The following is a 22830-nucleotide window of genomic DNA, read 5'->3' as shown; positions in this document are numbered from 1 at the left end:
TTTTTAAGTTTCAGCGTTTACACCGTTTCAGGCTTGGTGTTCTGCAGCGCCTGCGGATTCATTTTCAACGACTTGTAGCAATCGAACCAGTCGTGATACTTGTCAGCATGCGCCCACAAGCGGTAATGCATCCTCGACAGCGTCACCGGGTCGCTGATCAACGCCAGACGGCGATCGCGATCCAGCTTGGCCGGCGATTCACTGAGTGCCTGATCAACCTGACGGTCGCGGGCGAATTCCAGCACATCACTTTTCAGGTGGCGGGAGGTCGCTAACGCACTGGCCAGGGCGTTGAACGATGGGTCAAACACAGCGTGCATAAAGCCATCTTTCAGCGCGCGCTCACGGTTCACTTCCACGTAGCGATCGGTATCCACCAGCTCTTTCGGCGGATCGTACTCTTCCGGGATAAGGAACAGTTTGGCGCGTTTCGACGCGGCACCGGTCGTTGAACGGCTGGAGAACACCGACACGAATGGCGACAGGATCAGCGAGAAGACGATTGGCGCCAGCCACCACAGGAAGTTCAGGTCAAGCCAGCCCATTCCTGCAGCCCAGACAATACCGAGAGCCATCTGCGAACCGTGACGTTTGAAGGCTTCGCTCCATGGCGTTGCATCATCATCACGCTGCGGAGAGTTCCACACCACTTCCCAACCGAGGAATGCGCTTACCACGAACACCGTATGGAACAGCATACGTACCGGTGCCAGCAGTACCGAGAACAGCATTTCCAGGAACAGAGATACCGTTACGCGGACCACGCCACCGTAAGGCTTCGCCCCTTTGAACCACACCAGCATGATGCTGAGCAGCTTCGGCAGGAACAGCAATACCATGGTGGTGGAGAACAGCGCGATCGCCAGCTCCGGACGCCACTGCGGCCAGACAGGGAACAGCTGCCGGGGCTGCAGGAAGTACTGCGGCTCCATCAGCGTATGCACCACCTGCAACGCGGTTGACAGTGCCAGGAACATAAACCACAGAGGTGCCGACAGATAGGACATCACGCCCGTCAGGAACACCGCACGGTGAACCGGGTGCATCCCTTTCACCAGGAACAGACGGAAGTTCATCAGGTTACCGTGACACCAGCGGCGGTCACGCTTCAGCTCATCCAGCAGGTTAGGCGGCAGCTCTTCATAAGAACCCGGCAGATCGTAAGCAATCCACACGCCCCAACCGGCACGACGCATCAGCGCGGCTTCCACGAAGTCATGGGACATGATCGAACCGGCGAATGACCCTTCACCCGGCAACGGTGCCAGCGCACAGTGCTCGATAAACGGCGCAATACGGATGATGGCGTTATGCCCCCAGTAGTGGGACTCACCCAACTGCCAGAAGTGCAGGCCGGCGGTAAACAGCGGACCGTAAACGCGGGTCGCAAACTGCTGACAACGGGCATACAGCGTATCCATGCCTGACGCTTTTGGCGACGACTGGATAATACCGGCGTTCGGGTTGGCTTCCATCATGCGCACCAGACCGGTCAGACACTCACCGCTCATCACGCTGTCCGCATCCAGCACCACCATGTAGCTGTACTGGCTGCCCCAACGACGACAGAAGTCATCGATGTTGCCGCTTTTACGCTTCACACGGCGACGGCGACGGCGATAGAAAATGCGCCCTTCCCCGCCAACATCACGCACCAGATCCATCCAGGCTTTCTGTTCCGCTATGGCGATATCCGGGTTGTAACTGTCGCTGAGAATATAGACGTCAAAATTCTTCTCTTCGCCGGTTCTGGCCACCGATTCCCAGGTAGCACGCACACCTGCAAAAACACGTCCGACATCTTCGTTACAGATCGGCACGATCAGCGCAGTACGGTGCTCCGGATTGATGGGCTCATCGCCATTCAGCCCGTAGGAAATACTGTACTTATCCTTGCCGATCATCAGCTGCAGGAAGCCCATCAGCGCGGTCCAGAAGCCAGCGGAGACCCAACAGAACAGCACCGCGAACAGGAACAGGATCCCCGTTTGCAGCACGTAAGGCAGGATCTGCAGCACCGACTGCTGCCAGTTCTGGTTGATCATCTCCAGCGGATCGATCATCGCCCAGCCCTGGTAAGGCAGAATGGTTTTCATGTACCAGGTCGCGACAACGGTCTGTGCGATGGTCAGCAACAGCAAGATGTAGCGACGGATCGAACCAACATGACGCCACTTATCTTCCTGCCGCTGTTCTTCAGGATCGGCATAACGATGAGTGGTTTTGCGGCCACGAACGGAATCCCAGGCGCGCGCAACCGGGTTGGTGCGCCAGGCTTCCGGGTACATGGAAGAGCGAGTATGGCGAGGCATGGCCTTCAGCGTGGTGCGGTCAAGTTCATCAGTATCGAACTGTTTCCCTTCCCCGACGGACTCCGGCCAGCTCATTTCGATACGCGACTTAACCGACTCCAGTGGCGCATCGTCAGGACGACACTCTACCGGGCCGCCATCCGCAAGCGACTGGTGCAGCTGGCTGAACGCCTCTTCAGGTTGTTCAGGCAGCGATTCACGCAGCGCCCCCTTCCGCTCGGCGGAAAGGGGCAGCGCATCGATATAGTCAGTGGGTAAAACTGTAGGCTTATTCATTGGCAGGCAACTGATAGCTCCAGGTTTCTGTCAGCGTCTTATCACCGCTCATCAGCGCAGCACGCATCTCGGTCGCTTGCTTGTTGTCTTTGACGCGTAAACGCATCATCAGACGCCAGCCTTTCGTTACCGGATTATAGCGTACGCTGTTTTCCACCAGCTCACCGTTGTTACCGATGCTGACCTGAGGCGTTACCTGGGTATTCTCCGGCAACTTGCTCATGTCCTGACCAGTGAAGTCCACCACGAAGGCGACCGTGCCATCCGGCTGGCGAACCAGGTTAGACTGCTTCACATCGCCCGTTGAGCGCAGCGTACTTTTCACAAACGCCACATCTGGCGAATGCAGCTGGCTCTCGTCGCGAGTGAAGTGCAGACGGTATTTAAAGTTCATCTCTTTGCCCGGATCCGGCAGGTTTTCCGGCGTCCAGAAAGCAACGATGTTGTCGTTGGTTTCATCAGCCGTTGGGATCTCGACCAGCTCTACGCGGCCTTTACCCCAGTCACCCTGTGGTTCGATCCAGCCACTTGGACGCAGATCGTAACGATCGTCCAGGTCCTGATACTGATCGAAATCACGTCCGCGCTGCAACAGTCCGAAGCCTTTCGGGTTCTCAACGGTAAAGGTGCTCACCGCCAGATGTTTCGGGTTATTCAGCGGACGCCAGATCCACTCACCGTTGCCGGCGTGGATAGAAAGACCGTTGGAATCATGTAACTGCGGACGGTAGTTGGTGTTTGGCGAAGGTTGGTTCGGCCCAAACAAGAACATACTGGTCAGCGGAGCCACGCCCAGCTTGCCCACTTTGTCGCGCAGATAGACTTTAGACTGCACGTCAACCGTGCTTTCTTTGCCTGGGGTGATCAGGAAGCGATAGGCTCCCGTCGCCCGTGGCGAATCCAGCAGCGCATAGATCACCAGATGCTTATCAGACGGTTTTGGACGTTCGATCCAGAACTCTTTAAAGCGTGGGAACTCTTCGCCAGACGGCAATGCAGTATCAATAGCCAGACCACGAGAAGAAAGACCATAAACCTGGCCGGCGCCAATCACGCGGAAGTAGCTCGCGCCCAGGAAGCTGGTGATCTCGTCATCTTTCTTGTTTTTACTGTTTAGCGGGTACAGCACTTTAAACCCGGCAAAACCGAGGTTTTTAACCGTTTCCGGATCGTGCTTTACGTTGCCAAAGTTAAAGTAATCTGGTGAATATTTAATCTGTCGAACCGTCGAAGCGGTGACTTCATTAATCTGCACCGGTGTATCGAAGTACATTCCTTGATGATAGAACTCAAGCTTGAATGGGGTCTTCAGCTTACTCCAATAGGCTTTATCGCGATTGAACTGAATCTGCTGATAATCCGCATATTTCATGTCCCGCAACTGGGAAGGCAAATTGCTTTTCGGCGCTTCGTACCCTTTCCCTGCCAAATCTTTAGCCTGCTTTGCTACGTCATCAATGTTGAAAGCCCAGCTGGAGCTGGCATACATCGACAGCAAAACTGTTACGCCTAACCAGCGCAATTTCATCAGTTTTGGCTTATTTTTCATTTTAATCAGCACATCCCCCCCTTTCGTGTGCTTAAATCAATCCTATCCATCTTAATGGATTATTCAGCATTCCGACAGCTCGGCAATCATTTAGTTCCTCGTGTTACCTGCGCTAATCGCCTTATTCTCAAGTGTTTAACGGATCCAGATTAGCCTGATAGTATACCCGCGATTTCTACCCTAAAGTGAGCGTAAGGCTTTAGCGTGGCTCAGGGCGAGCCAACGCGTTAACGTGTTGAATATTGGATATATATGACTAAAAACACACAGGAAAGAGAATACTTTTTCGACTCGATCAGGGCCTATTTGATGCTGTTGGGCGTGCCATTTCACGTCTCCCTGATTTATTCCACCCAGATCTGGACGGTGAACAGCCCGGCCCCATCTGAGTGGCTGACCCTGTTAAATGACTTTATTCATGCTTTCCGTATGCAGGTATTTTTTGTCATTTCCGGGTATTTTTCCTACATGCTTTATTTGCGATACAGTTCGAAGCACTGGCTGAAGGTCCGGCTTGAACGTGTCGGCATCCCAATGCTGGCGGCGGTTCCGCTGCTTACGCTGCCGCAGTTCTACCTGATAAAAGACTGGACCAGCAAGATTGGCGACTGGCATGACTTCAGTTTTTACCAACGGTTTAATGCGCTGGCGTGGAATTTAATTTCCCATCTTTGGTTCCTGTTGGTGCTGGTGGTATTGACCGTTGTCGGAATTTGGGCCTTTAAATGGCTGCGCGATGGCAAAGGCTCAAAAACAGACTATTCCGACATAACCTGGAGCAAATTATCCCTCGCCATCCTGCTTTGTAGCCTGGCCTGGGGAGCCATTCGTCGCCTGCTGTTTATTTTTGCCCCCGATTTGCTGGGCGATGGCCTGTTTAATTATGCGGTAATGCAGTCACTGTTCTTCCTGCCTTTCTTTATGTTGGGCGCCATGTCGTGGAAGTATCCGGCGATTAAAGCCCTGTTCGTCAAACCGGTGCCCTGGACTTTTGTCGGTTCAGCGCTGGCGTTTGTGGCGTACGTGGCTAACCAGACTTACAACAAAGGCGAAGGCTGGCTGTACGAGATTGATGCGGTGGTGTCGATGATGATGGGCCTGTGGATGGTGAACGTGGTGTTCTCGCTGGGACATCGCTTCCTGAACTCGCATTCCCCACGCGTAACCTACCTGGTGAATGCCTCACTGTTTATCTACCTGGTGCACCATCCGTTGACCATTATCTACGGCATCCTGTTCGTACCCGAGATCGGCAGCAACACCCTTGGCTTCTTTGCCGGGTTGGTCTTTGTGTTTGGTATCGCGTTTATGCTGTACGAAATCCATCTGCGCGTGCCGTTACTGCGCTTCCTGTTCTCAGGAAAACCCCAGCGCAAAAAGACTGCCGCTGAAAAAGTCAGTTAAAAAAACGCCCGTTCATCTGCTGAACGGGCGTGTTATCACCTCACAGTAGCCACTCAATCGGCAGCCGCCAGACCAGACGAACCAGCAACCGCTGCATAAAGCGCGTTCGGGGTTCATGCTTATGCACAATCTCTTTCTCCCCTTCTCCCGGATACTCCACCCAGTTTACCCGACCCCATTTGTCCAGACGTAAGGTCCAGGCCCGGTCGCGCATCCGGGTGATAAAGCGCTGGTGAATACTGGATGCCAGATATTCACTCTCAATCACGAAGCCCATTTCGGTGTTGAGCATGGCGGAACGCGGGTCAAAGTTGAACGAACCGATAAACACCTTTTCGTTGTCGACGCTGAAGGTTTTCGCATGCAGGCTGGAACCTGAATTACCGGTTAATCCCCGGTCATGCGGCTTATCGCGGTTATCGGTATGCGGTTTCAGCTCATATAAGGTGATGCCGTGGCGCAGCAACTTCTTGCGCCATTTGGCGTAGCCGGCATGCACCACCGAGACGTCATTGGCCGCGAGAGAGTTGGTCAGAATGGCTATCTTCACCCCCTTGCGCACCAGCGACAGCAGCTGCGCCACGCCGGCTCGCGTTGGGACAAAGTAGGCCGAGATAATATCGAATTGCGTTTGGGGTTTGCCAATCACCTCCAGCATGCGTTGAGGCAACAGGCTCCCGGCTTTCGCCCGGCCTAATCCTTTACGCGGATCGTCACTCAGCAAGCGGGTGTTGGCCCAGATTAGCCGCAGGTCGCCACTTTCCAGCTGTGCGACGAATGGCGAAGCGTGAATCCGTTCCAGATAGCGCTCAACCTGCGGGTCGCTGTGCCAGGCTTCTGGTAATGACACCGCACTGTTGGCCGCCGCGTCATCGAGATCAACCACTTTGCTGAAGGGTTCAACCGCGCGGCTTTTCCAGTAACGCTCAAAGTCCTTCGTCACCTCGGCCACCACCGGGCCAATCGCCAGCACATCGAGATCGGAAAACAGCGGCTCTTCTCCCGCGCCAAAGTACTCATCGCCCACATTTCGTCCGCCAACAATGGTGGCTTCGCCGTCTACGGTGAAACTTTTGTTGTGCATACGGCGATTAAGCCGGGCAAAGTCGGTGAGATAGCCCAGCGCTCTGAGCGTGCGGAACGAAAAGGGATTGAACAGCCGGATCTCGATATTCGGATGCTTGCTGAGCTGGCTGAGGGTTTCATCCAGCCCCATGGTGTTGTTGTCATCCAGCAGCAGCCGGACCTTAACGCCACGTTCCGCGGCTTCCAGTACCGCGCTAAACAACAGTCGCCCGGACATGTCGTTCTGCCAGATGTAGTACTGAATATCCAGCGTGTGCTCGGCCATGGTCATCAGCAGATAGCGGGCCGCAAACGCGTCCAGGCCATCTTCAAGCGGGTGAATGCCGCTGTGGTCGGGATGATTGTCCACCAGGGGAGAGACGGCACGGGTCAGACGCGTCTGCTCAAAATCAGGCTCGTCAGGTTCAGGGGTATAGGCTTCGGCCATCAATGGTCCTTAGTTCGAAGGAAAGGTCCTGCTGGTTCTATTATCAATGCTGTTTGCCTGTATTGTCATGCGACTGTTCTGATTGCGGCCTGCAATGGCATTTAGTCTAGACTTAGCCCAGTGCGTTGCGATAGCCCTTGTGATGAGGAAATGCCATGAATAACGAAACGCGTCAAGACTCTCCCCTGCGCCACAGGCCACAGCTGTTTAAAAGTTTCTTTCAGGGCAGCTTCGCCTGCTCAACCGCCTGCCGCAGCGAAGGCAAACGCCTGGACCTGGTGATCAACAGCGGCCATGACACCCTGTTAGAGAAGGATTACGCCCATCTGGCGGCTGAACATCTTTATACCGCGCGCGATGGCGCACGCTGGTATTTGATCGAGAAAACCGCCGGAGAATATGACTGGTCAACATTTTTACCGATGTTACTGGCCGCCAAACAGCACGAAATTGAGATGATTTGGGAGCTGGCCCATTTTGGCTGGCCCGACGGACTGGATATCTGGCAACCGCAGTTTATCGATCGTTTTGCGGCGTTCTCACGCGCTGCCGCCCGTCTGATGCGCGATGAAGGGTTTACCGCCCCTTTCTTTACGCCAATGAATCAAATCTCTTTCTGGTCATGGGCCGGTGCCGATGTCGCCTGGTTTAACCCCAATGTGACCGGTCGCGGCCGCGAGTTAAAACAGCAGCTGGTACGGGCGTCTGTCGCCGCCATGCACGCCATCAGGGAAGAGCTTCCGGCGGCGCGATTTGTGCTGACCGATCCGCTGGTTAACGTCGCCGCGCTGGAGAGCAGCGAGGCCAGTCGTCAGGAAGCCAGCCGCCAGCACGAGGCGCAGTACGAAGCCTGGGATATGCTCAGCGGTCGGCTGAATCCGGAACTGGGAGGCGATCCGGCGCTGATGGATATTATCGGCCTGACCTGGTATCCCGATAATCAGTGGTTTGTTAATGGCGATCCGCTGGAGGCCCACCATCCCGATTACCGCCCGCTTTCATCGCTGTTGAGCGAGGTATGGCAACGTTATCAACGCCCGTTGCTGATTGCGGAAACCGGTGCGGAAGGCGACGCCAGGGTGCCGTGGCTAAAAAGGGTGATTGAGCAGGTCGGGATGGCGATGGATCGGGGATGCGAAATCGAGGGGATCTCACTGTTTCCGGCGGTGGACTACCCATCCTGGGCTGACGACCGACGTTCGCCTGGCGGCCTGTTCGGCCTGCCAGATGCCAACGGCAACCGAACCATTTATGAGCCGTATGCGCTGGAGATCCGCAGCCAGCAGATTAAGTTTAAGCAGAGAGAGTAATCAGGTCATGCACAGGGTGATCACCAGCACAAACATGATCAGCGTGAAGGAGGTCAGGGCCAGAACCACAATGGCAAACTGCGCATCATCAAGCGGAAAGCGGGGCTCTTTAGGGTAATCGTTTTCAGGACGTTCGCTCATTTTTCTTCATCATTTGCTGGCCAAACGTCCTGTGTTTAACGCCAGTATTTTCTTATGGACTGTACTATAGCACAGTCGCCCGCTGATAAAATGAATAGTCCCGGCGGTTCAGGCAAATAGCGTAAGAATTCTGTAAAGAAAAAAGGCCGCTTTCGCGGCCTGTGATTTAAAAATCGTAGGAGAGGGAAAGTTTCAGCTCTCGCGGGTCGCCCTGATAAATGTAGGTCCCGTAGCTTTCCACTCCGGACCAGTATTTCTCGTTGGTGACGTTTTCCACGCCCAGCCGCCAGGTCAGATCGTTCTGCTGCACCTTCATTCGGTAGCGCATACCCAGATCCAGCGTGGTATAGCTGTCCAGTTTCTTGGTATTGGCTTCGTCAGCATACTGCGAACCAGAATGCGTGACGCGGGCCAGAGCGGTCAGACCTTCGATCGGTTTGATGTCGTATTCCGCACTCAGCACGGTATAGAAGTTGGCCACGCCGATGGCATTTTTGCCGTCCCAGGTGCCATCTTCCGTTTTACTCATTTTCGGATCCAACCAGGTGGCGCTGCCGTTCAGACGCACACCGTAGATCGGCTCACCAAATACGTTCAGCTCCACGCCGCGGTTACGCTGTTCGCCGTACAGGCCAAACACGTTGGTTTGCGGGTTGATGATACCGGTTGGTTTTTTGATTTCAAACAGCGCCAGCGTGCCGCCTATGTTGCCGTAATCTACCTTCATCCCCACTTCATTCTGCTTCGACAGGGAAATGCCGGTTACCTGACCGACGTTGACCGCCCCGCTGCTGGCGGTGTCACCCGGCTGCAGCGCTTCAATGTGGTTAGCATAGAACGAGACGGTCTCCCATGGCTTAACCACCAGACCGTAGCCCGGCGTCCAGCGGGATTTGGTGAAGCGCGCATCGGTATCTTCCTCTGCGGTGCCGTAGGCATAGTTACGCACCACCACTTTCTGATGACGGGCACCGACGGTGAGCAGGATTTTGTCGTCAACAAAGCCCAGCGTATCCGACAGCAGCAGCCCTTCCGTCCGCACGCGGCTGGTTGGACGCGGGTCATCAAGATCGCCACCAAAGTAGGTGTTAGTTGGCGCGGCCACCGGCGAGGTGTCATAAATATTGGTGGCTTGCGGGGTCAGCGCCATGCCGTAAGAGGTCTTTTCACGCTTGGTCAGCGCGGAGTAGCCGACGTTAACGCTGTGGCTGACAAAGCCGGTATCGAACTTACCGCGAACGCCGGCCATACCGCTGAAGGCATCAACGATTTTGTTGGTGTCCATGCGGCCGATAGTGGCCGTGCCGTCTTCATCCTTCAGTGATGGTGAAGCATACGCGCCGGTTTCGTGCGAGTGCTGGCCACCCATTGCGCCGTAAAGCGTCCAGTCTGGTGCAATATCATATTCCGCACGCGCCATACCAAATTCGCTTTCCAGGTTGCTGTAAACCCAGTCCTGGCTGTAGTTGCTGGTCGCACGCGGGACTTCAGGGATAAAATCCACGCCGCTGACGTTCACGCCAAGGCGGCCACCGTGGTATTCCTGCTTCTGATAACCCATGTCCAGCGAGGTGCGCAGCTTATCACCACGATAGTCCAGCCCAACTGACGCCACGGTGGCGCGGCGTTTCTCATTGTCGATCGCCGTTTCGCCTTCACGGTGCAGGACGTTTACCCGCACGCCCCACTGGTTATCGTCACCAAAACGCCGGCCCGCATCCAGCGTGGTACCAATCTGTGAAGAGGAGGTGTAGTCAACGCCAATGCGGGTCAGCGGCGTGTCTTCCGCATGCTTTGGCTCAAGGTTGATCATCCCACCCACGCCAGACGAGGCAGAGCCGTTGATCAGCGCGTTGGATCCTTTAAACACTTCAACGCGATCAATCATCTGCGTAGAGACAACCTGACGCGGCATCACGCCCGCCAGACCGCCGAAAGTCATGTCGTCGCCGTCCAGATCAAAACCCCGGATGCGGTAGGTTTCGGCAAAGTTGCCGTAGCCCTGCACGTTCTGCACCGAAGCGTCGTTGGCGACAACGTCTTTCAGCGTGGTCGCCTGCTGATCCTGGATCATTTTGTTGGTATAGCCGATAACGTTAAACGGCACGTTTTTGGCGTCCTGCTCGCCCAGCATGCCCACACGGCCGCCGTTGGCGATCTGGCCATCAAGATAGGCAGGGACCAGCTGGTCGCCGCCCGCTTTGAAGTTGTCATCGGGTTTCGCCACCACCGTCAGGGTTTCTTCGGGGGTTGCCGATTTTTTACCGGTGGTACTGTCGGTGGTTGCTGCCAGAGCGGGCGCAGTCGCTGTGCTAATCAACGCTGCCAGCAGTGATAACCGGAAGCGATTCTGAGTGGAAGAAGAGGCCATTACATTTCCCTGATAATTAATACAATTGATAATAATTATTATTCGGATTGCGATTATCCTCAGGGAAGTCCGAAATGCAAGCTGAAAATGTCAGCAGGGCACGCATCGCGGCAATTTGTTCAACTGATTTATTTTCAGCCAGTTAGCGTTTAGAAGATGAACTATTAAGGCGTATTGAAGTATTGAACGGGTGGTTGAGAGGGGGTAAAAGCGCGAGTCTGACTGGGCTTAATGAGGTAAGGCCACCGCGCTCCGCTGGGAAGCTGGCGGATATGAGGTGGCCGTGTTACCGCGATGCTATTCGGTCCAGCGACGGAATATCAGCGAGGTGTTAATGCCACCGAAGGCGAAATTGTTCGACTGAACGTAGTCGGTTTGGATTTCGCGCGGCTGGTGCATGATGTAGTCCAGCTTACCGCAATCCTCTGACGGCTCGGTCAGGTTCAGCGTCTGAGCAAACCACCCTGCCCGCATCATTTCAATGCTCAACCACGCTTCCAGCGCACCGCAGGCACCCAGCGTGTGGCCGAAATAGCTTTTGAACGAGGAAATCGGTGTCCGGTCGCCAAATATCGCGGCGGTTGCCTGACTTTCAGCGACATCACCGCGCTCGGTGGCGGTGCCATGGGCATTGATATAGCCGATATCTTCCGCTTTCAGTCCGGCCATGCGCAGCGCCCCTTCGATGCAAATCTGCATCGTTTCCCGCTGTGGCTGGGTGATATGTGCCGCATCGCAATTGGTATAGAAACCCACGATCTCAGCGAAGATGGTTGCGCCACGCGCCCGGGCATGTTCCAGCTCTTCCAGCACCAGCGTTCCGGCACCCTCGCCGATCACTAAGCCATCGCGCTGCTTATCAAACGGCGACGGCGTGGTCTCTGGCGCATCATTGCGCTGGCTGGTGGCGAACAGGGTATCAAACACCGCCGCTTCTGACGGACAGAGCTCTTCGGCTCCACCGGCGACCATCACCGTCTGATAACCGTGACGGATCGCTTCCCACGCATAGCCGATCGCCTGGCTGCCCGAGGTACAGGCGCTGGACGTCGGGATGACCCGTCCGCGGAGACCAAAGAACAATCCGGCATTGACCGCTGCGGTGTGCGGCATCATTTGCACATAGGTGGTACCGGTAATGTTATTGGTGTGCTTCTCGGTCAGCATGGTGGCGAATTCACTGACTGGCCCGGTGCTGCCGGTTGACGAACCGTAGGCAATGCCAGTTTCGCCATTGGTCAGCACGGCATTGCCCAACAAACCGGCCTGCTCCAGCGCCAGCTCACTGGCCCGTGTCGCCATTAACGACACCCGGCCCATTGAGCGAATGCGCTTACGCGTATAGTGTTCCGGCAAGGTGAAATCATCCACCGGCGCGCCCAACAGCGTATTCAGACCGTCATAAACCTGCCACTCGGGCATTTTACGGACCGCATTGCGGCCAGCCCGCATTCTGTCGGCAATCTCTGGCCAGCTGTTACCAAAGGCGGTGACGCCGCCCATCCCTGTAATCACCACCCTGCGGTTCACAGCATACCTCCATTGATTGAAATCACCTGACGCGTGACGTATGCGGCGATATCGGACATCAGATAGCTTGCCAGCCCGGCGACTTCATCAGCCTGCCCCATGCGCTTCATCGGGATCATCTTCATCGCCTCTTCAACTGCCACCGGCTCCATCTGGATCATCCCGGTATCAATCAGGCCGGGTGCGATGCAGTTAACGGTGATTTTGCGCTTCGCCAACTCAATCGCCAGCGCTTTCGTGGCGCCAATAATGCCCGCTTTGGCCGCGCTGTAGTTCACCTGGCCGCGATTGCCCATCAGGCCCGAAACCGACGAAAGCGTAACGATCCGGCCGCCTTTGCGCAGACCAATCATCGGCATAATGCACGGATGGATCACGTTATAAAAACTGTCCAGATTGGTATGGATCACGCTGTCCCAGTCATCTTCGCTCAGCGCCGGGAAAGCACCATCGCGGGTGATCCCGGCATTGCTGACCACGCCATAAAAGGCACCGTGTTGTTCAATATCCTGTTCAATCAGGGTGCGGCACTGTTCGCGGTTGGCGATATCAAATCCGATACAGCGCCCCTGACCGCCAGCCTGCTGTATCAGGCGCAGCGTCTCTTCCGCGCCCGCGCGATCGCTGTGGTAGTGAACCACCACCGTGAAACCGTCGGCAGCCAGGCGGCAGGCAATCGCCCGTCCAATCCCCTTGCTGCCACCCGTGACCAATACTGAACGCGTCATCCGTTATTACCCTGTTGCAAAAGTTGGTGGAGTTCTTCCCGGTCAGGTTGATAAGTGTTCAACCTGCCGCTGGCGTAACGTTCGCCATCAATCGTAATCACGCCGTCGAAACTGCCGATTTTCTCGTCGCGCATCAGTAGCGTGACGGTGATTTCCAGCGTGGCGCCGGCCGGAAATACCGCAGCCTGACAGCGATAACCGCGCCCGCCTAATAACATGCCCGGCGACGGCTTGCTGTCATGGCGCTGGCGGCCATGCCAGCCGGACCAGACGCCGATGGTTTGCGCGATAATTTCGATGCCAAACCAGGCGGGCAGATCGCCATCCGGCGTCAGAAACGGTGCCAGCACGCCCTCGCCGACCGTCACCTGACAGCTGGCCTGCTCTTCACCAACGGAGAGCACCTTTTCAAGCAGCACCATCGGCGCATCGTGGGGCAAATACTCTGCCGCGCATTTATATTCAACCATCACTCTTTCCTAAAATCAGGCAGGTATTATTGCCGCCAAAGGCAAAAGAATTACTCATCACCGCCGTTCCCTGCAACGGATGCGCCTGCAGTAACACACCACAGGCAGGCAGCGTATCATCCTGCTCGTTGTCGGTGAAATCCTGCGCCGGCAGCGGAACGGATTGCGTCAGGATCAGCCAGCTTATCGCCGCTTCACAGATCCCGGCCGCGCCCAGCGTGTGGCCGGTCAGATGCTTGGTAGAGCTGCAGGGGATTGCTGTACCAAACAGTTTGCTGACCACCCCGGCTTCAATCTGATCGTTAAGCCGCGTCGCGGTGCCGTGCAAATTGATGTAGCCCAACGCACCCGGCGCCAGCTGCGCCTGCTTAAGCGCCATCTCAATGGCACGGATCGCGCCTTCGCCTTCAGGATGGGGAGCCGACATATGATAAGCATCTGACGACTCGCCTGTGCCTAATACGGCAACTTTCTGCGGAACGTTAGTCAGCAACATTAATGCGGCACCTTCGCCGATAGTGATGCCGTTACGCTGCTTGCTGAACGGCGCACACCGATCCGCCGACAGGGACTCGAGACTGTCAAAACCGTTCATCGGCATGCGGCTTAAGGTATCCGCGCCACCCACGATTGCCACATCCGCCATCCCTGACGCAATCAGCCGCTGACCGCTGATGATCGCCCGGGCGCTGGAAGAACAGGCGGTCGAGAGCGTATATGCCGGGCCGGTTAACTGCAGATGCTGGGCCAGAAACCGCGACGGATCGCCCAGCTCCTGCTGATAGTAGTGGTAGCCCTCGGCGTTTTCGGCCACCTGAAGGTCGGCCTCATGCAATCCCGAGGTGCTGGTGCCGAGCACCACTGCCACCCGGTCGGCACCAAAGGTGCTGATGGCGTCATCAACCTGCGGCTGAATTTGCCGTAACGCGGCAAGCAACAGCTGATTATTGCGGCTGCGGTGCGCAGCCAGCGCCTCCGGGATCGGCGGCAAGGCCGCGTCAATCCGTCCACTCCAACAGGGTTTGCCCTGCAACAGCCAGCCGCTGTCGGGGCGCATGCCTGGCGCATGATTCTTCGCCAGATTTTCCGCCGTGGCGGTCATGTCGTTACCCAGTGCGCTAAGCATGCCGACTGCCGAAATGTAGATCATCAGGCGTCCAGATGTTGAATAAGAATTTGATAGCCAAACGCAAACTGCTGAATGCTGATCGGCTCACGTTGCGTCCCGCGTTGCAGGTAGCGGATCTCAGTAATCAGCTTGCCGTGATTGTCACGCAGCTGGCGGCGATCGCCGCTGTCTTTAAGGGTCCAGCCCTCAGGCAAGTGCCGCTGCCAGGCGGCGATCGGCCAGTGGCTCAACATAATATCGGCCAGCACCTGGCTGGCTGGCGGCATCTCAGGCAGCACCATGGATTGCTCGGTGTGGATGCCGGTGCCATCGTAAGTGACCCTGAACAAGCGGATCCCCAGCGAGGAGAGCCCGGCCAGCGTCAACTGCTGTCGATCGGCGCTCAGTAATACCAACAGCGACTGCTGTTTGCCTTTAAAGGTGCCGGTCAGCAGCTGCTGCTGATTGAATGCCGGATCGATCCCCGGTGCCGGCAGCGTCACTTTTACCCCTGGCTTGAGCCAGGCTTCGGGCTGACTGCTATCGGGTTTACCGGCACATCCGGCCAGTAACATCACGGCCAGCGCGGCCGCCGCGATTACTTTCATCTTTTTTTCCTTTTTGGCGGCATCGCCAGCGGAGCCAGCAGGAAGGCGGTAAATATGCCGCTGCACAGCACAATGCCAAAACTGGCAATCGCCTGGGTGCTGCTGAAGACCAGCATGCCCAGCGTCAGTAAAGTGGTCGCCATCGCCAGCGTGACGGCCAGTAACGAGGTTATCGGCGTGCCGCGCGGATTACTGAAGAACAGGGTGTAATTAATGCCGATACCCAGTACCAGCACCAGCGCCAGCAGCGAAAACAGATTCAGTGAATGGCCGGACAAGGCTAAGGCAGCCAGGCCGCCGCCCAGTGAGAGGATCGACGGCAGAACGCTGATTGCGCCCTGACGCAGGCCGAGGCGCAGCATATAGCTTAGCGCGATCGCCACCAGTGCCGCGACCAGCAGCCAGCCCAGCAGCGTGCGATAGAAGGCGAACAGCCGATCAAAGCTGGCCTTGCGATCGATCCAGCTCACCCCAGGCAAGCTTTTTGCCAGTCCGGCCAGCGCGGCGCTATTTTTCACGCTTTCGATCGGCACCAGCACCCCGCTACGTCCGGCGGGGACGGTCAGCCACAACAGACGCCAGCCTTCGCTGTTCGGGCTGGAAAGCCATTGCTGCAGCGTAAGATGGGTTGCTGACAGATCCGGGTTGGCGACCTCTACCCCAGCCTGACGCAGTTGCGCCATCACGCCCGGTGCCGCACGTTGCAGCAGCTGATGATCTTTCTGCTGCATCGCCAGTGACGACAGCGGCAACAGGCGATAATTGCCCAGCCACTGCTGACTTTTGGCCTTTGCCAGTTGTGGCGCCAGCGCTTCAAGACGTTGCAGGGTCTGTTCCGCGCTGTCGCCATAGACCACCATCCAGGTTTGGTCGGCGCTCTGACCGGTTAACTGGGTGATCTGCTTTTCCTGTGCCATCAATGCCGGCGGCAGCGTCTGCAGTTGGGAAATATCATCATCGATATGCAGTCTGCATAGCCCTGCCAGCGAAATCGCGGCGACCAGCAGCGGCAGCCCGACGCGAACGGTGCGATTGCGCCGCCAGCTGCCCAGCCAGCGTCCCATCAGGGAAATGGCAGGCACCGGCCGCACCGGCAGCCCTTTCACCAACAGCGGATACCAGCAGATCACCGTCAGGCACGACGCTGTCAGCCCGACCGCAGCAAAGACGGCCAGCTGTTGGATGCCCGGGAACGGCGCAAATACCATGATCAGCCAGGCAATGGCGGTGGTGCCCAGCGCCAGCAACAAGGCGCGGATTACCTTATTCAGGCTTTCGGCTGGCGTGGCGTCTGCGCCATGCACCATCCGTTCGGTCAGATAGTACAGCGTGTAGTCGGCCGAGATGCCTACGATGCTCAGGCTCATCACCAGCGTCATCAGATGCAGCTCACCAAACACCAGCAGCGTCACGGTAATGCCCGCCAGCGCACCGATGCCCACCGAGAGAGCACACAAAATCAGTGGACGCGGAGAACGGAACACCGAGAACACCAGCAGCAGCACGCCAATAATCGTCGCTACGCCGAGGGTAGAAACATCATGCTTCGCCTGCTGGCTGGCAAAATCACTGAAATAGACCGTGCCGCGGGACAGCAGCTGGGCATCAGGATATTTCGCCTGCAGACGGGCTTTGAACGCCGTAAGCTGCGCCACCAGCGCATGGCTTTGCTGCATATCAAAGGAGCTACCTTTCAGTTCCGCGTGCAGGAAATACCAGACCCTCCCCTGCTTATCGGTGGTGGTCAGCCAGCCCTGGCTCAGCCCAAGCTGACCGCTGTTTTGCTGCATCGCCAGTTGCGCGCCGCGCACCAGCAGCAGCGGATCGTGAGTCAACTCCTTGCCGCTGACGCCGGCAAAGGCCGAATAGAGCTGGCCGAGCACCCAGTCGCCTTGCGCGGCACCCGCCTGTTGCAGCCTGGCGCGGGTGGCCGGATCGATCAGCGCATTGCGGTTCTGCCAGGCAAATTTGCCCCAGGCTTGCTGTCGTTCATCGGTCATTGGCCCCTGAACGTTCTCCAGTACCGGCAGACTCTGCAACTGCTGAAGCATCCAGTTGGCGACCTGAGGATCGTTTTTGTCACCGGCACTCACCAGCCACACCAGTTGACGATCCAGGCGTTGCATAAAACCCTGTTGCAGATCGCTGGGAATGTCGCCCATGGTTTGCTCGGGCAGCAAAGCCAGCACGCTGCTGTTGATGGTCGCTCTGGGCAGTAGCATCACCAGCACCGCCGCAAGCAGCAGGCAAATCGCCAGCCAGGCGAGAGCCAGTATGCGCGGTGACTTAGAAATCAAAACGCTTCTGCTCTTCATCGGTCAGGCTGGCAGGCGTCAGGCGCTGGTGACTCAGCGTGATGTCGGTGTTGTCACCCTGACGATCGTTCAGCTTAATCACATCCAGATACTCCGCGCCCTGCAGGGTGATGGTGTTGAACAGTTTATCCAGCGGCGAGGTTTTCGGCGTCAGCACCAGCTGCCATTTCTGCTGGCCGAGATCGCTGAAGTCCAGCGAAAAATTCTGCTCCAGTACCTGGCGATCGGCCTGGAATAGCGCCCGCATCAGATGGTTAAACTGGAACATCTGCGGATTGCTGTCGGCGGTGATAATCTGCGGCGCCTGGCCGTTCATCACCTGCACCATGCGCTTGTCATCCAGCACCAGCGTCAGCGGGAACGGTTTGGCCTGATGCCACCACAGCCCTTTATCCTGCGCGATCAGCAGTTCACCGCTGGATTTCAGCGGTTGCGCCATCCCTTTGATTTCACGCAGCTGGCTGAAGTCCGCCCGCACCACCGGCTGGCTGGCGAAACGCTGCTGTAAATCGTCCAGCGTGACGGCCTGAGCGGCGGCGCTGAGTAACAGCAGTCCCGCAAGCAGAGACTTCATCATGGCTGCACTCCCAGGCGCTCAAACAAAATCGGCGGCGAGACAAAGCTCAGCTCATGGCTGCCCTCTTCCACCGCCACCTGAATGGTGTAGCCGGTGGTGGTCCGCTGGCCGCTGTGGGCATCGAAAATCTGGTAGTTAATCCGCAGGCGGTTTTCAATCTCGTCCAGCGTGGCGCGCACGCGGATGGTCTGCTCAAAGGTCAGCGCCGCGCGGTATTTCACCCGGGTATCCACCACCGGCCACAGATAGCCGGAGGCTTTCATTTCGCGGTAGCCGTAGTTGAACGTGCCGAGCAGTTTTTCGCGGGCAATCTCAAAATAACGGAAATAGTTGCCGTGCCAGACCACGCCCATCGCATCCACATCATGGAAAGGAATGGTCAGCTCAACATCAACAGTAAAACGCGGGTCGTTAAACACTGTTACTCCTCTTTATCTTGCGGTTGATCCGGCAGCTGCCAGTAATCAAAAAAATTAAACCAGTCCAGCGGCGCGATCAGCGCATGATGCTCCAGCCTGGCGGCATAACGATCGACCGCGTCCTGCAATGCCTGTTGCCGGGTGGCCCGGGGCAACAGCAGCGGATCGGCAAAGGGTTCACAATGCAGCTTCAGTTGCCCCTGCTCGCGCAGGGCAAACATCAGCAGCACCGGACAACGCAGTGCGGCAGCCAGCACAAAGGGCCCCTGCGGAAACGGGGCCGGCTTGCCAAGGAAGTTGCTCCAGATCACCCGTCTTACGCCGCCGCGCTGACGGTTCACCGCCGTGCGGTCGCCAACGATAGCCACCCATTCGCCCGCGTCCAGCTTCTGCTGTAGCAGGATAGCGGTCTCAGGGCCAATGTTGCTGACCGGGATCACATGCTTGCTGGCTTCTGGCGCAATCTCATCCATTACCTGACGGAAACGCTCGGCGTTATCGGTAAACACCAGCGCATTGATCACCAGCCCGCTGACCTGTTGCGCCAGCGCGCGGCAGGCTTCGATATCACCGAGATGCGACGCGAGGATCAGTCTGCCGCCAGTCTGGCCCGCAGCCAGCGCCTGCTCTGCACCCGCAGCAAAATCGATCTCTTTGCCCCAGCGCAGATCGCCGCGCCAGCTGGCGATCTTCTGCAGCATCGCCTCGCCGAAGCGCAGGAAATGATGAAAGCTGGTCATGCGCGCGGGCAATGGCTGGTTTTTTTGCGCCGCAACCGTTTTCACCGTCTGCAACCACTGGCGTGAAGCCTCGCGCTGCGGGCCGCCGCTTAACCAGTAGAAGCCAATCACCGGCCAGAGAAACAGCGTAAAGATGCCGCGACCAAAAATGCGGTAGATCCACAGCATAAACTTGAGGCCCGCCAGCCCTTTTCGCTCCTTCGTCTGCGCCCAATGCTCGCCACACGGGCGCCTGAGCAGCGACGGGATGCGCGGCAACATGCCGAAGAACAACCGGGTATGCATCCACGAGATACGCACATTATCGTGCAGGGCATCAAAGTGTGACACCCCGTCCTGCGGATAGGTCACGCGGGTGGCGATAAAGCGGCTTGGGGTTCCGGCCCAGTACAGGCGCACCATGATTTCGGTATCGAAATCCATCCGCTGACCGATGGGATGACGGGTGGCCAGTGCCAGCGTGGGGGCCAGCGGATACACGCGGAATCCGCACATGCTGTCCCTGATTGAGAACGACAACGTTTCGACCCAGACCCAGAAATGGGTGATATAGCGGCCGTACAGGCGGGATTTTGGTATTGAATCGTCGTACACCGGCTGGCCCGAAATCAGGCATTGCGGATGCTGCCGGGCTTCAGCCAGCATCTGCGGGCAGTCTTCAATCTGGTGCTGACCATCGGCATCTACCTGCAGCGCATGGCTGAATCCCGCCTCCGCAGCCACCTGCAGCCCACGCATCACCGCCGCGCCCTTGCCCTGGTTTTCAGCCAGACGGATCAACGTCACCTGCGCGTTGCGTAATGGCTCAAGCTGGAGGCGTGTCGCTTCATCACTGCCGTCATCAACGATAAATACCGCAAGATTAAACGGCGCCAGCCTGGCCAGCACCGAGGCCATCATCGCACCGTGGTTGTAGCAAGGGATCACCACGCAGGGCGAGAAGTTTGCCGTTAGCACAGCGCGATTTTCCCGCTACTGGCACGCAAAGGCTGTTCACCGTCGAGGATGTGGTAGTCGAAAAGCAGCCAGTTTTTCGCTTCCTGCCAGCTGAGCGTCAGCCTGAGGGTTTTCCCCGGCAGGATCGGCTGCTGAAATTTGATATTTTCGATGGCGGAGAACTGTTTGCCCGGCGCCAGCAAAGCGATGCCGTAATGCATCACCCAATCCAGCTGGGCAACGCCGGGCAGGATCGGTTGCGCGGGAAAATGTCCCTGAAACCAGAACAGATCGGCATCAACGAGCAATACCAGTTCCGCCTGATCAGCCTGTTGCTGGCAGGAGAGTTCAACGGGCAGCATAAAATAACTCCTGTATTTGCGGCCAGGCACGCTTGCTCTGACTGTTGTGCGGGATCGTCTCTACGATCCGCCAGTAACGCGGCATGGCCACGGGCTCCAGCCAGCGATGCAGCTCATGACGCCAGTCGCGCTTGAGCTGGATCAGCTGCTGCTCACTGTAGGCGGCATTCAGCACCAGTACCACGCCAATGCCACTGCGCTCAGGGCGGCTGACCGAAAGTGCGACGGCATCAACCACCTGCGGCAGCGCCAGCAATCGTCGTTCAATCTCACTGAGCGAGACGCGCTTGTCTTCAATTTTCACAATGCGATCGTAGCGGCCACACAGCTGAAAGCCCACGGCGGTAAACTGCAGTTTATCGTCCAGCTGCAGCCCTTCTGGCTCCGATATCAGCGGAGACGTGGCCCACCAGCGCTGCTGATGATCCTGCCTGAACTGCACGCCGCTGAACGGCTGCCAAAGTTCGTCTTCTGCTGCGCGGCTGCGGGTCGCCAGCACGCCGGTTTCGGTACTGCCATAAATCTCATCCACCGGCAGCTTAAGCCAGCTGTTCACCTCCTGCGCGCTGGTCCACGGCAGTACGCCGCCCGCCGAAACGATCAGTCGGCAATCCGGTGCGGCAAGGGTGCGATCCAGACGGCGCAAAAAGGCCGGACTGCTGATTAATGCGAATTTCAGGTGCGGATCCTGCGCGGACAGCTGCTCGCTGTAAAAGACCTGGCGGCAGTCAAATACCAGACCGAGCGCTAACGGCAAAATGAGTCGGAACGTCAGACCATACAGATGTTGATGGCTGACCGTGGCGATCACGGTGCATCCCTCAAGACGCTCGCCCCAGCGATCCGCCAGCCAGCGGGCTTCTTCATCCAGGCAGCTCACGGGTTTAACGATTTGTCGCGGCGTTCCGGTCGACCCGGAGGTGAATAAGACGATACAGGCTTGCGGGTCAATCGGCGGCAACGCGGGCAGAGGCTCATTACCGGCCGCAGATTCAGTCAGGTTGACCACCGGGCAGCTGAGCGCCAGCGGCATGTCGGTTAACACCGCGTCAAACTCGCTGCTCTGTTCCTGCAACAAAGATTCGCGGCAATGACCGGGGACCACCGGGACTTTGCCGGCATGCAGCGCGGCCAGCAGCGCGATGCTGAACAGGTAGCTGTCCTCAAAGCACAGCGCCCACTTCTGTTGCGGCCGGGCCAGCAACGCGTGGCCCAGGATCAGCACCTCACGCTGCCAGTGCTGGCGCGTGAACAGTTGAGATCCCCGGCGGGCGATTGGCCCTTCAGCGGAGTACGTCAGCCATTGTGCGACAGGCAGCGCCTGGCTCATGCCTGCTTTCTCATTCGCTGACGCAGCAGCCATTCGCTCGCCATCAACAGTCCCATCAACAGATAACTGACCAGCCCGTTCCACCACGTCCACCAAAGAAGATTGTTAATCAGGCAGGTCACCAGCGCGACGCTGCCATTAAAAATGAAGAACAGACACCAGATTTGCGTCACGCGCCGGGTCCATCGGATCGCGCGCGGCGGCAGATCGGGTTCACGCAGCCGCGCCAGCCGTTCAACCAGCGGCATCCGGCTGAATAACGAACTGCCAAACAGCAGCAGCATCAGCCCATTGACCATCACCGGATACCACAACAACAGATGATGATCGCGAAGGAACAGGCTGCTGAGGCTCAACCCTGCCCCGGCCAGCGCCAGCCATTTCCCCACCAGCGAAAGCGCGCCATGTTGCCCGCGTAATGCCAGCCAGCGCAGTAAAAACAGGACCGCGGCCAAAGGCAACAGCCAGCGCCAGGCCGGATGCGTCAGAGAGAGCCAGACCAGAAACGGCCAGGCAATCATCATCACCGCGCTGACAGCCTGCAACAGCCGCTGCATGTAAGCCGGATTACCCTTCGCGGATCAGTTGGTCAACCGCGTCGACCACATCCTGCACCGTGCGCACGGCTTTAAACATCTCAGGCTTGATTTTGCGCCCGATGCGTTTCTGCAAATGCACGACCATGTCCACCGCATCAATGCTGTCCAGTTCCAGGTCTTCATACAGCCGCGACTCAGGCTTAATGTCATCCGCATCTAATTCAAAAAGTTTTACCAGCAGCCCGGTAACTTCCTGATAAATTTCATTCTTATCCATAAATAACTCGCGATG

The 22830-nt window shown here is 57.3% G+C and carries 20 protein-coding genes; 2 read left to right on the top strand and 18 right to left on the bottom strand.

Features of this window, described 5'->3' with window-relative positions:
* Nucleotides 1-17: 17 nt before the first annotated feature.
* The gene (mdoH, locus tag EBC_RS09830) at nt 18-2588 is read right to left on the bottom strand and encodes a glucans biosynthesis glucosyltransferase MdoH (protein WP_013201633.1); all 2571 of its coding nucleotides are present in this window, start codon (nt 2586-2588) and stop codon (nt 18-20) included.
* On the bottom strand, nt 2581-4119 hold the full coding sequence (gene mdoG / locus EBC_RS09825) for a glucans biosynthesis protein MdoG (RefSeq protein ID WP_173363026.1): 1539 nt from the start codon (nt 4117-4119) through the stop codon (nt 2581-2583). Before mdoG ends, mdoH begins: the two co-directional genes overlap by 8 nt.
* A gap of 270 nt (nt 4120-4389) precedes the next feature.
* Between mdoG and mdoC the strand changes: the two genes are divergently transcribed.
* Nucleotides 4390-5541, top strand: coding sequence for a glucans biosynthesis protein MdoC (gene mdoC, locus EBC_RS09820; RefSeq protein WP_013201631.1), 1152 nt, complete (start codon nt 4390-4392; stop codon nt 5539-5541).
* A 40-nt stretch (nt 5542-5581) separates the two neighbouring features.
* Here the strand turns inward: mdoC and EBC_RS09815 are convergent, their stop codons facing one another.
* Nucleotides 5582-7054, bottom strand: a complete 1473-nt coding sequence (locus EBC_RS09815; RefSeq protein ID WP_013201630.1) for a phospholipase D family protein — start codon at nt 7052-7054, stop codon at nt 5582-5584.
* A 155-nt stretch (nt 7055-7209) separates the two neighbouring features.
* Here EBC_RS09815 and EBC_RS09810 point away from each other — a divergent pair, with 155 nt between their 5' ends.
* Nucleotides 7210-8364 carry a glycoside hydrolase family 1 protein gene (locus EBC_RS09810; protein WP_013201629.1) on the top strand — a complete coding sequence of 385 codons (1155 nt, stop codon included), beginning with the start codon at nt 7210-7212 and terminating at the stop codon, nt 8362-8364.
* Here the strand turns inward: EBC_RS09810 and EBC_RS25965 are convergent, their stop codons facing one another.
* The 15 genes from EBC_RS25965 to EBC_RS09740 form a co-directional block, all read right to left on the bottom strand.
* Complete coding sequence (locus tag EBC_RS25965; protein WP_167738402.1) at nt 8365-8505, bottom strand: hypothetical protein; 141 nt, start codon at nt 8503-8505, stop codon at nt 8365-8367. It abuts the gene before it with no gap.
* A 166-nt stretch (nt 8506-8671) separates the two neighbouring features.
* Nucleotides 8672-10876, bottom strand: a complete 2205-nt coding sequence (locus EBC_RS09805) for a TonB-dependent receptor (RefSeq protein WP_013201628.1) — start codon at nt 10874-10876, stop codon at nt 8672-8674.
* 297 nt (nt 10877-11173) lie between these two features.
* Nucleotides 11174-12406: a beta-ketoacyl-ACP synthase gene (locus tag EBC_RS09800; RefSeq protein WP_013201627.1), complete on the bottom strand. Its 1233-nt coding sequence runs from the start codon at nt 12404-12406 to the stop codon at nt 11174-11176.
* Entirely contained in the window at nt 12403-13134 is a 732-nt protein-coding gene (locus EBC_RS09795) for a 3-ketoacyl-ACP reductase FabG2 (protein WP_013201626.1), read from the bottom strand. Before EBC_RS09795 ends, EBC_RS09800 begins: the two co-directional genes overlap by 4 nt.
* Complete coding sequence (locus EBC_RS09790) at nt 13131-13604, bottom strand: ApeP family dehydratase (protein WP_013201625.1); 474 nt, start codon at nt 13602-13604, stop codon at nt 13131-13133. Before EBC_RS09790 ends, EBC_RS09795 begins: the two co-directional genes overlap by 4 nt.
* Nucleotides 13597-14754: a beta-ketoacyl-[acyl-carrier-protein] synthase family protein gene (locus EBC_RS09785; RefSeq protein ID WP_013201624.1), complete on the bottom strand. Its 1158-nt coding sequence runs from the start codon at nt 14752-14754 to the stop codon at nt 13597-13599. Before EBC_RS09785 ends, EBC_RS09790 begins: the two co-directional genes overlap by 8 nt.
* Complete coding sequence (locus EBC_RS09780) at nt 14754-15320, bottom strand: DUF3261 domain-containing protein (RefSeq protein ID WP_013201623.1); 567 nt, start codon at nt 15318-15320, stop codon at nt 14754-14756. The genes EBC_RS09785 and EBC_RS09780 overlap by 1 nt, the downstream gene beginning before the upstream one ends.
* A complete protein-coding gene (locus tag EBC_RS09775; protein ID WP_041691963.1) occupies nt 15317-17635 on the bottom strand; it encodes an MMPL family transporter in 2319 nt (772 codons plus the stop codon). Before EBC_RS09775 ends, EBC_RS09780 begins: the two co-directional genes overlap by 4 nt.
* The gene (locus EBC_RS09770) at nt 17607-18209 is read right to left on the bottom strand and encodes an outer membrane lipoprotein carrier protein LolA (protein ID WP_173363025.1); all 603 of its coding nucleotides are present in this window, start codon (nt 18207-18209) and stop codon (nt 17607-17609) included. Before EBC_RS09770 ends, EBC_RS09775 begins: the two co-directional genes overlap by 29 nt.
* Nucleotides 18209-18631 (bottom strand): acyl-CoA thioesterase, encoded by a 423-nt coding sequence (locus tag EBC_RS09765; RefSeq protein WP_013201620.1) that lies wholly within the window; start codon nt 18629-18631, stop codon nt 18209-18211. The genes EBC_RS09770 and EBC_RS09765 overlap by 1 nt, the downstream gene beginning before the upstream one ends.
* Before the next feature lie 2 nt (nt 18632-18633).
* A complete protein-coding gene (locus EBC_RS09760) occupies nt 18634-20328 on the bottom strand; it encodes a glycosyltransferase family 2 protein (RefSeq protein WP_013201619.1) in 1695 nt (564 codons plus the stop codon).
* Nucleotides 20322-20669, bottom strand: a complete 348-nt coding sequence (locus tag EBC_RS09755) for a 3-hydroxyacyl-ACP dehydratase FabZ family protein (protein ID WP_041691962.1) — start codon at nt 20667-20669, stop codon at nt 20322-20324. Before EBC_RS09755 ends, EBC_RS09760 begins: the two co-directional genes overlap by 7 nt.
* Nucleotides 20656-21999 (bottom strand): AMP-binding protein, encoded by a 1344-nt coding sequence (locus EBC_RS09750; protein WP_013201617.1) that lies wholly within the window; start codon nt 21997-21999, stop codon nt 20656-20658. The genes EBC_RS09755 and EBC_RS09750 overlap by 14 nt, the downstream gene beginning before the upstream one ends.
* On the bottom strand, nt 21996-22556 hold the full coding sequence (locus EBC_RS09745) for a COG4648 family protein (protein ID WP_013201616.1): 561 nt from the start codon (nt 22554-22556) through the stop codon (nt 21996-21998). The genes EBC_RS09750 and EBC_RS09745 overlap by 4 nt, the downstream gene beginning before the upstream one ends.
* A 10-nt stretch (nt 22557-22566) precedes the next feature.
* Entirely contained in the window at nt 22567-22815 is a 249-nt protein-coding gene (locus EBC_RS09740) for an acyl carrier protein (protein WP_013201615.1), read from the bottom strand.
* Nucleotides 22816-22830: the final 15 nt, after the last annotated feature.

The organism is Erwinia billingiae Eb661 (assembly GCF_000196615.1).
GTDB classification, from domain to species: domain Bacteria; phylum Pseudomonadota; class Gammaproteobacteria; order Enterobacterales; family Enterobacteriaceae; genus Erwinia; species Erwinia billingiae.
Note: the sequence above shows the minus strand (reverse complement) of the source record. Positions and strands in the feature narration are given on the sequence as shown.

Bases quoted from the DNA above. Each gene is read 5' to 3' on its own strand.
- EBC_RS09770 (WP_173363025.1), bottom strand. From the start codon at position 18,209: ATGAAGTCTCTGCTTGCGGGACTGCTGTTACTCAGCGCCGCCGCTCAG.
- EBC_RS09775 (WP_041691963.1), bottom strand. From the start codon at position 17,635: ATGAAGAGCAGAAGCGTTTTGATTTCTAAGTCACCGCGCATACTGGCT.
- mdoC (WP_013201631.1), top strand. From the start codon at position 4,390: ATGACTAAAAACACACAGGAAAGAGAATACTTTTTCGACTCGATCAGG.
- EBC_RS09795 (WP_013201626.1), bottom strand. From the start codon at position 13,134: ATGACGCGTTCAGTATTGGTCACGGGTGGCAGCAAGGGGATTGGACGG.
- EBC_RS09750 (WP_013201617.1), bottom strand. From the start codon at position 21,999: ATGAGCCAGGCGCTGCCTGTCGCACAATGGCTGACGTACTCCGCTGAA.
- EBC_RS25965 (WP_167738402.1), bottom strand. From the start codon at position 8,505: ATGAGCGAACGTCCTGAAAACGATTACCCTAAAGAGCCCCGCTTTCCG.
- EBC_RS09785 (WP_013201624.1), bottom strand. From the start codon at position 14,754: ATGATCTACATTTCGGCAGTCGGCATGCTTAGCGCACTGGGTAACGAC.
- EBC_RS09780 (WP_013201623.1), bottom strand. From the start codon at position 15,320: ATGAAAGTAATCGCGGCGGCCGCGCTGGCCGTGATGTTACTGGCCGGA.
- EBC_RS09745 (WP_013201616.1), bottom strand. From the start codon at position 22,556: ATGCAGCGGCTGTTGCAGGCTGTCAGCGCGGTGATGATGATTGCCTGG.
- mdoH (WP_013201633.1), bottom strand. From the start codon at position 2,588: ATGAATAAGCCTACAGTTTTACCCACTGACTATATCGATGCGCTGCCC.
- EBC_RS09815 (WP_013201630.1), bottom strand. From the start codon at position 7,054: ATGGCCGAAGCCTATACCCCTGAACCTGACGAGCCTGATTTTGAGCAG.
- EBC_RS09755 (WP_041691962.1), bottom strand. From the start codon at position 20,669: ATGCTGCCCGTTGAACTCTCCTGCCAGCAACAGGCTGATCAGGCGGAA.
- EBC_RS09790 (WP_013201625.1), bottom strand. From the start codon at position 13,604: ATGGTTGAATATAAATGCGCGGCAGAGTATTTGCCCCACGATGCGCCG.
- EBC_RS09740 (WP_013201615.1), bottom strand. From the start codon at position 22,815: ATGGATAAGAATGAAATTTATCAGGAAGTTACCGGGCTGCTGGTAAAA.
- EBC_RS09805 (WP_013201628.1), bottom strand. From the start codon at position 10,876: ATGGCCTCTTCTTCCACTCAGAATCGCTTCCGGTTATCACTGCTGGCA.
- EBC_RS09810 (WP_013201629.1), top strand. From the start codon at position 7,210: ATGAATAACGAAACGCGTCAAGACTCTCCCCTGCGCCACAGGCCACAG.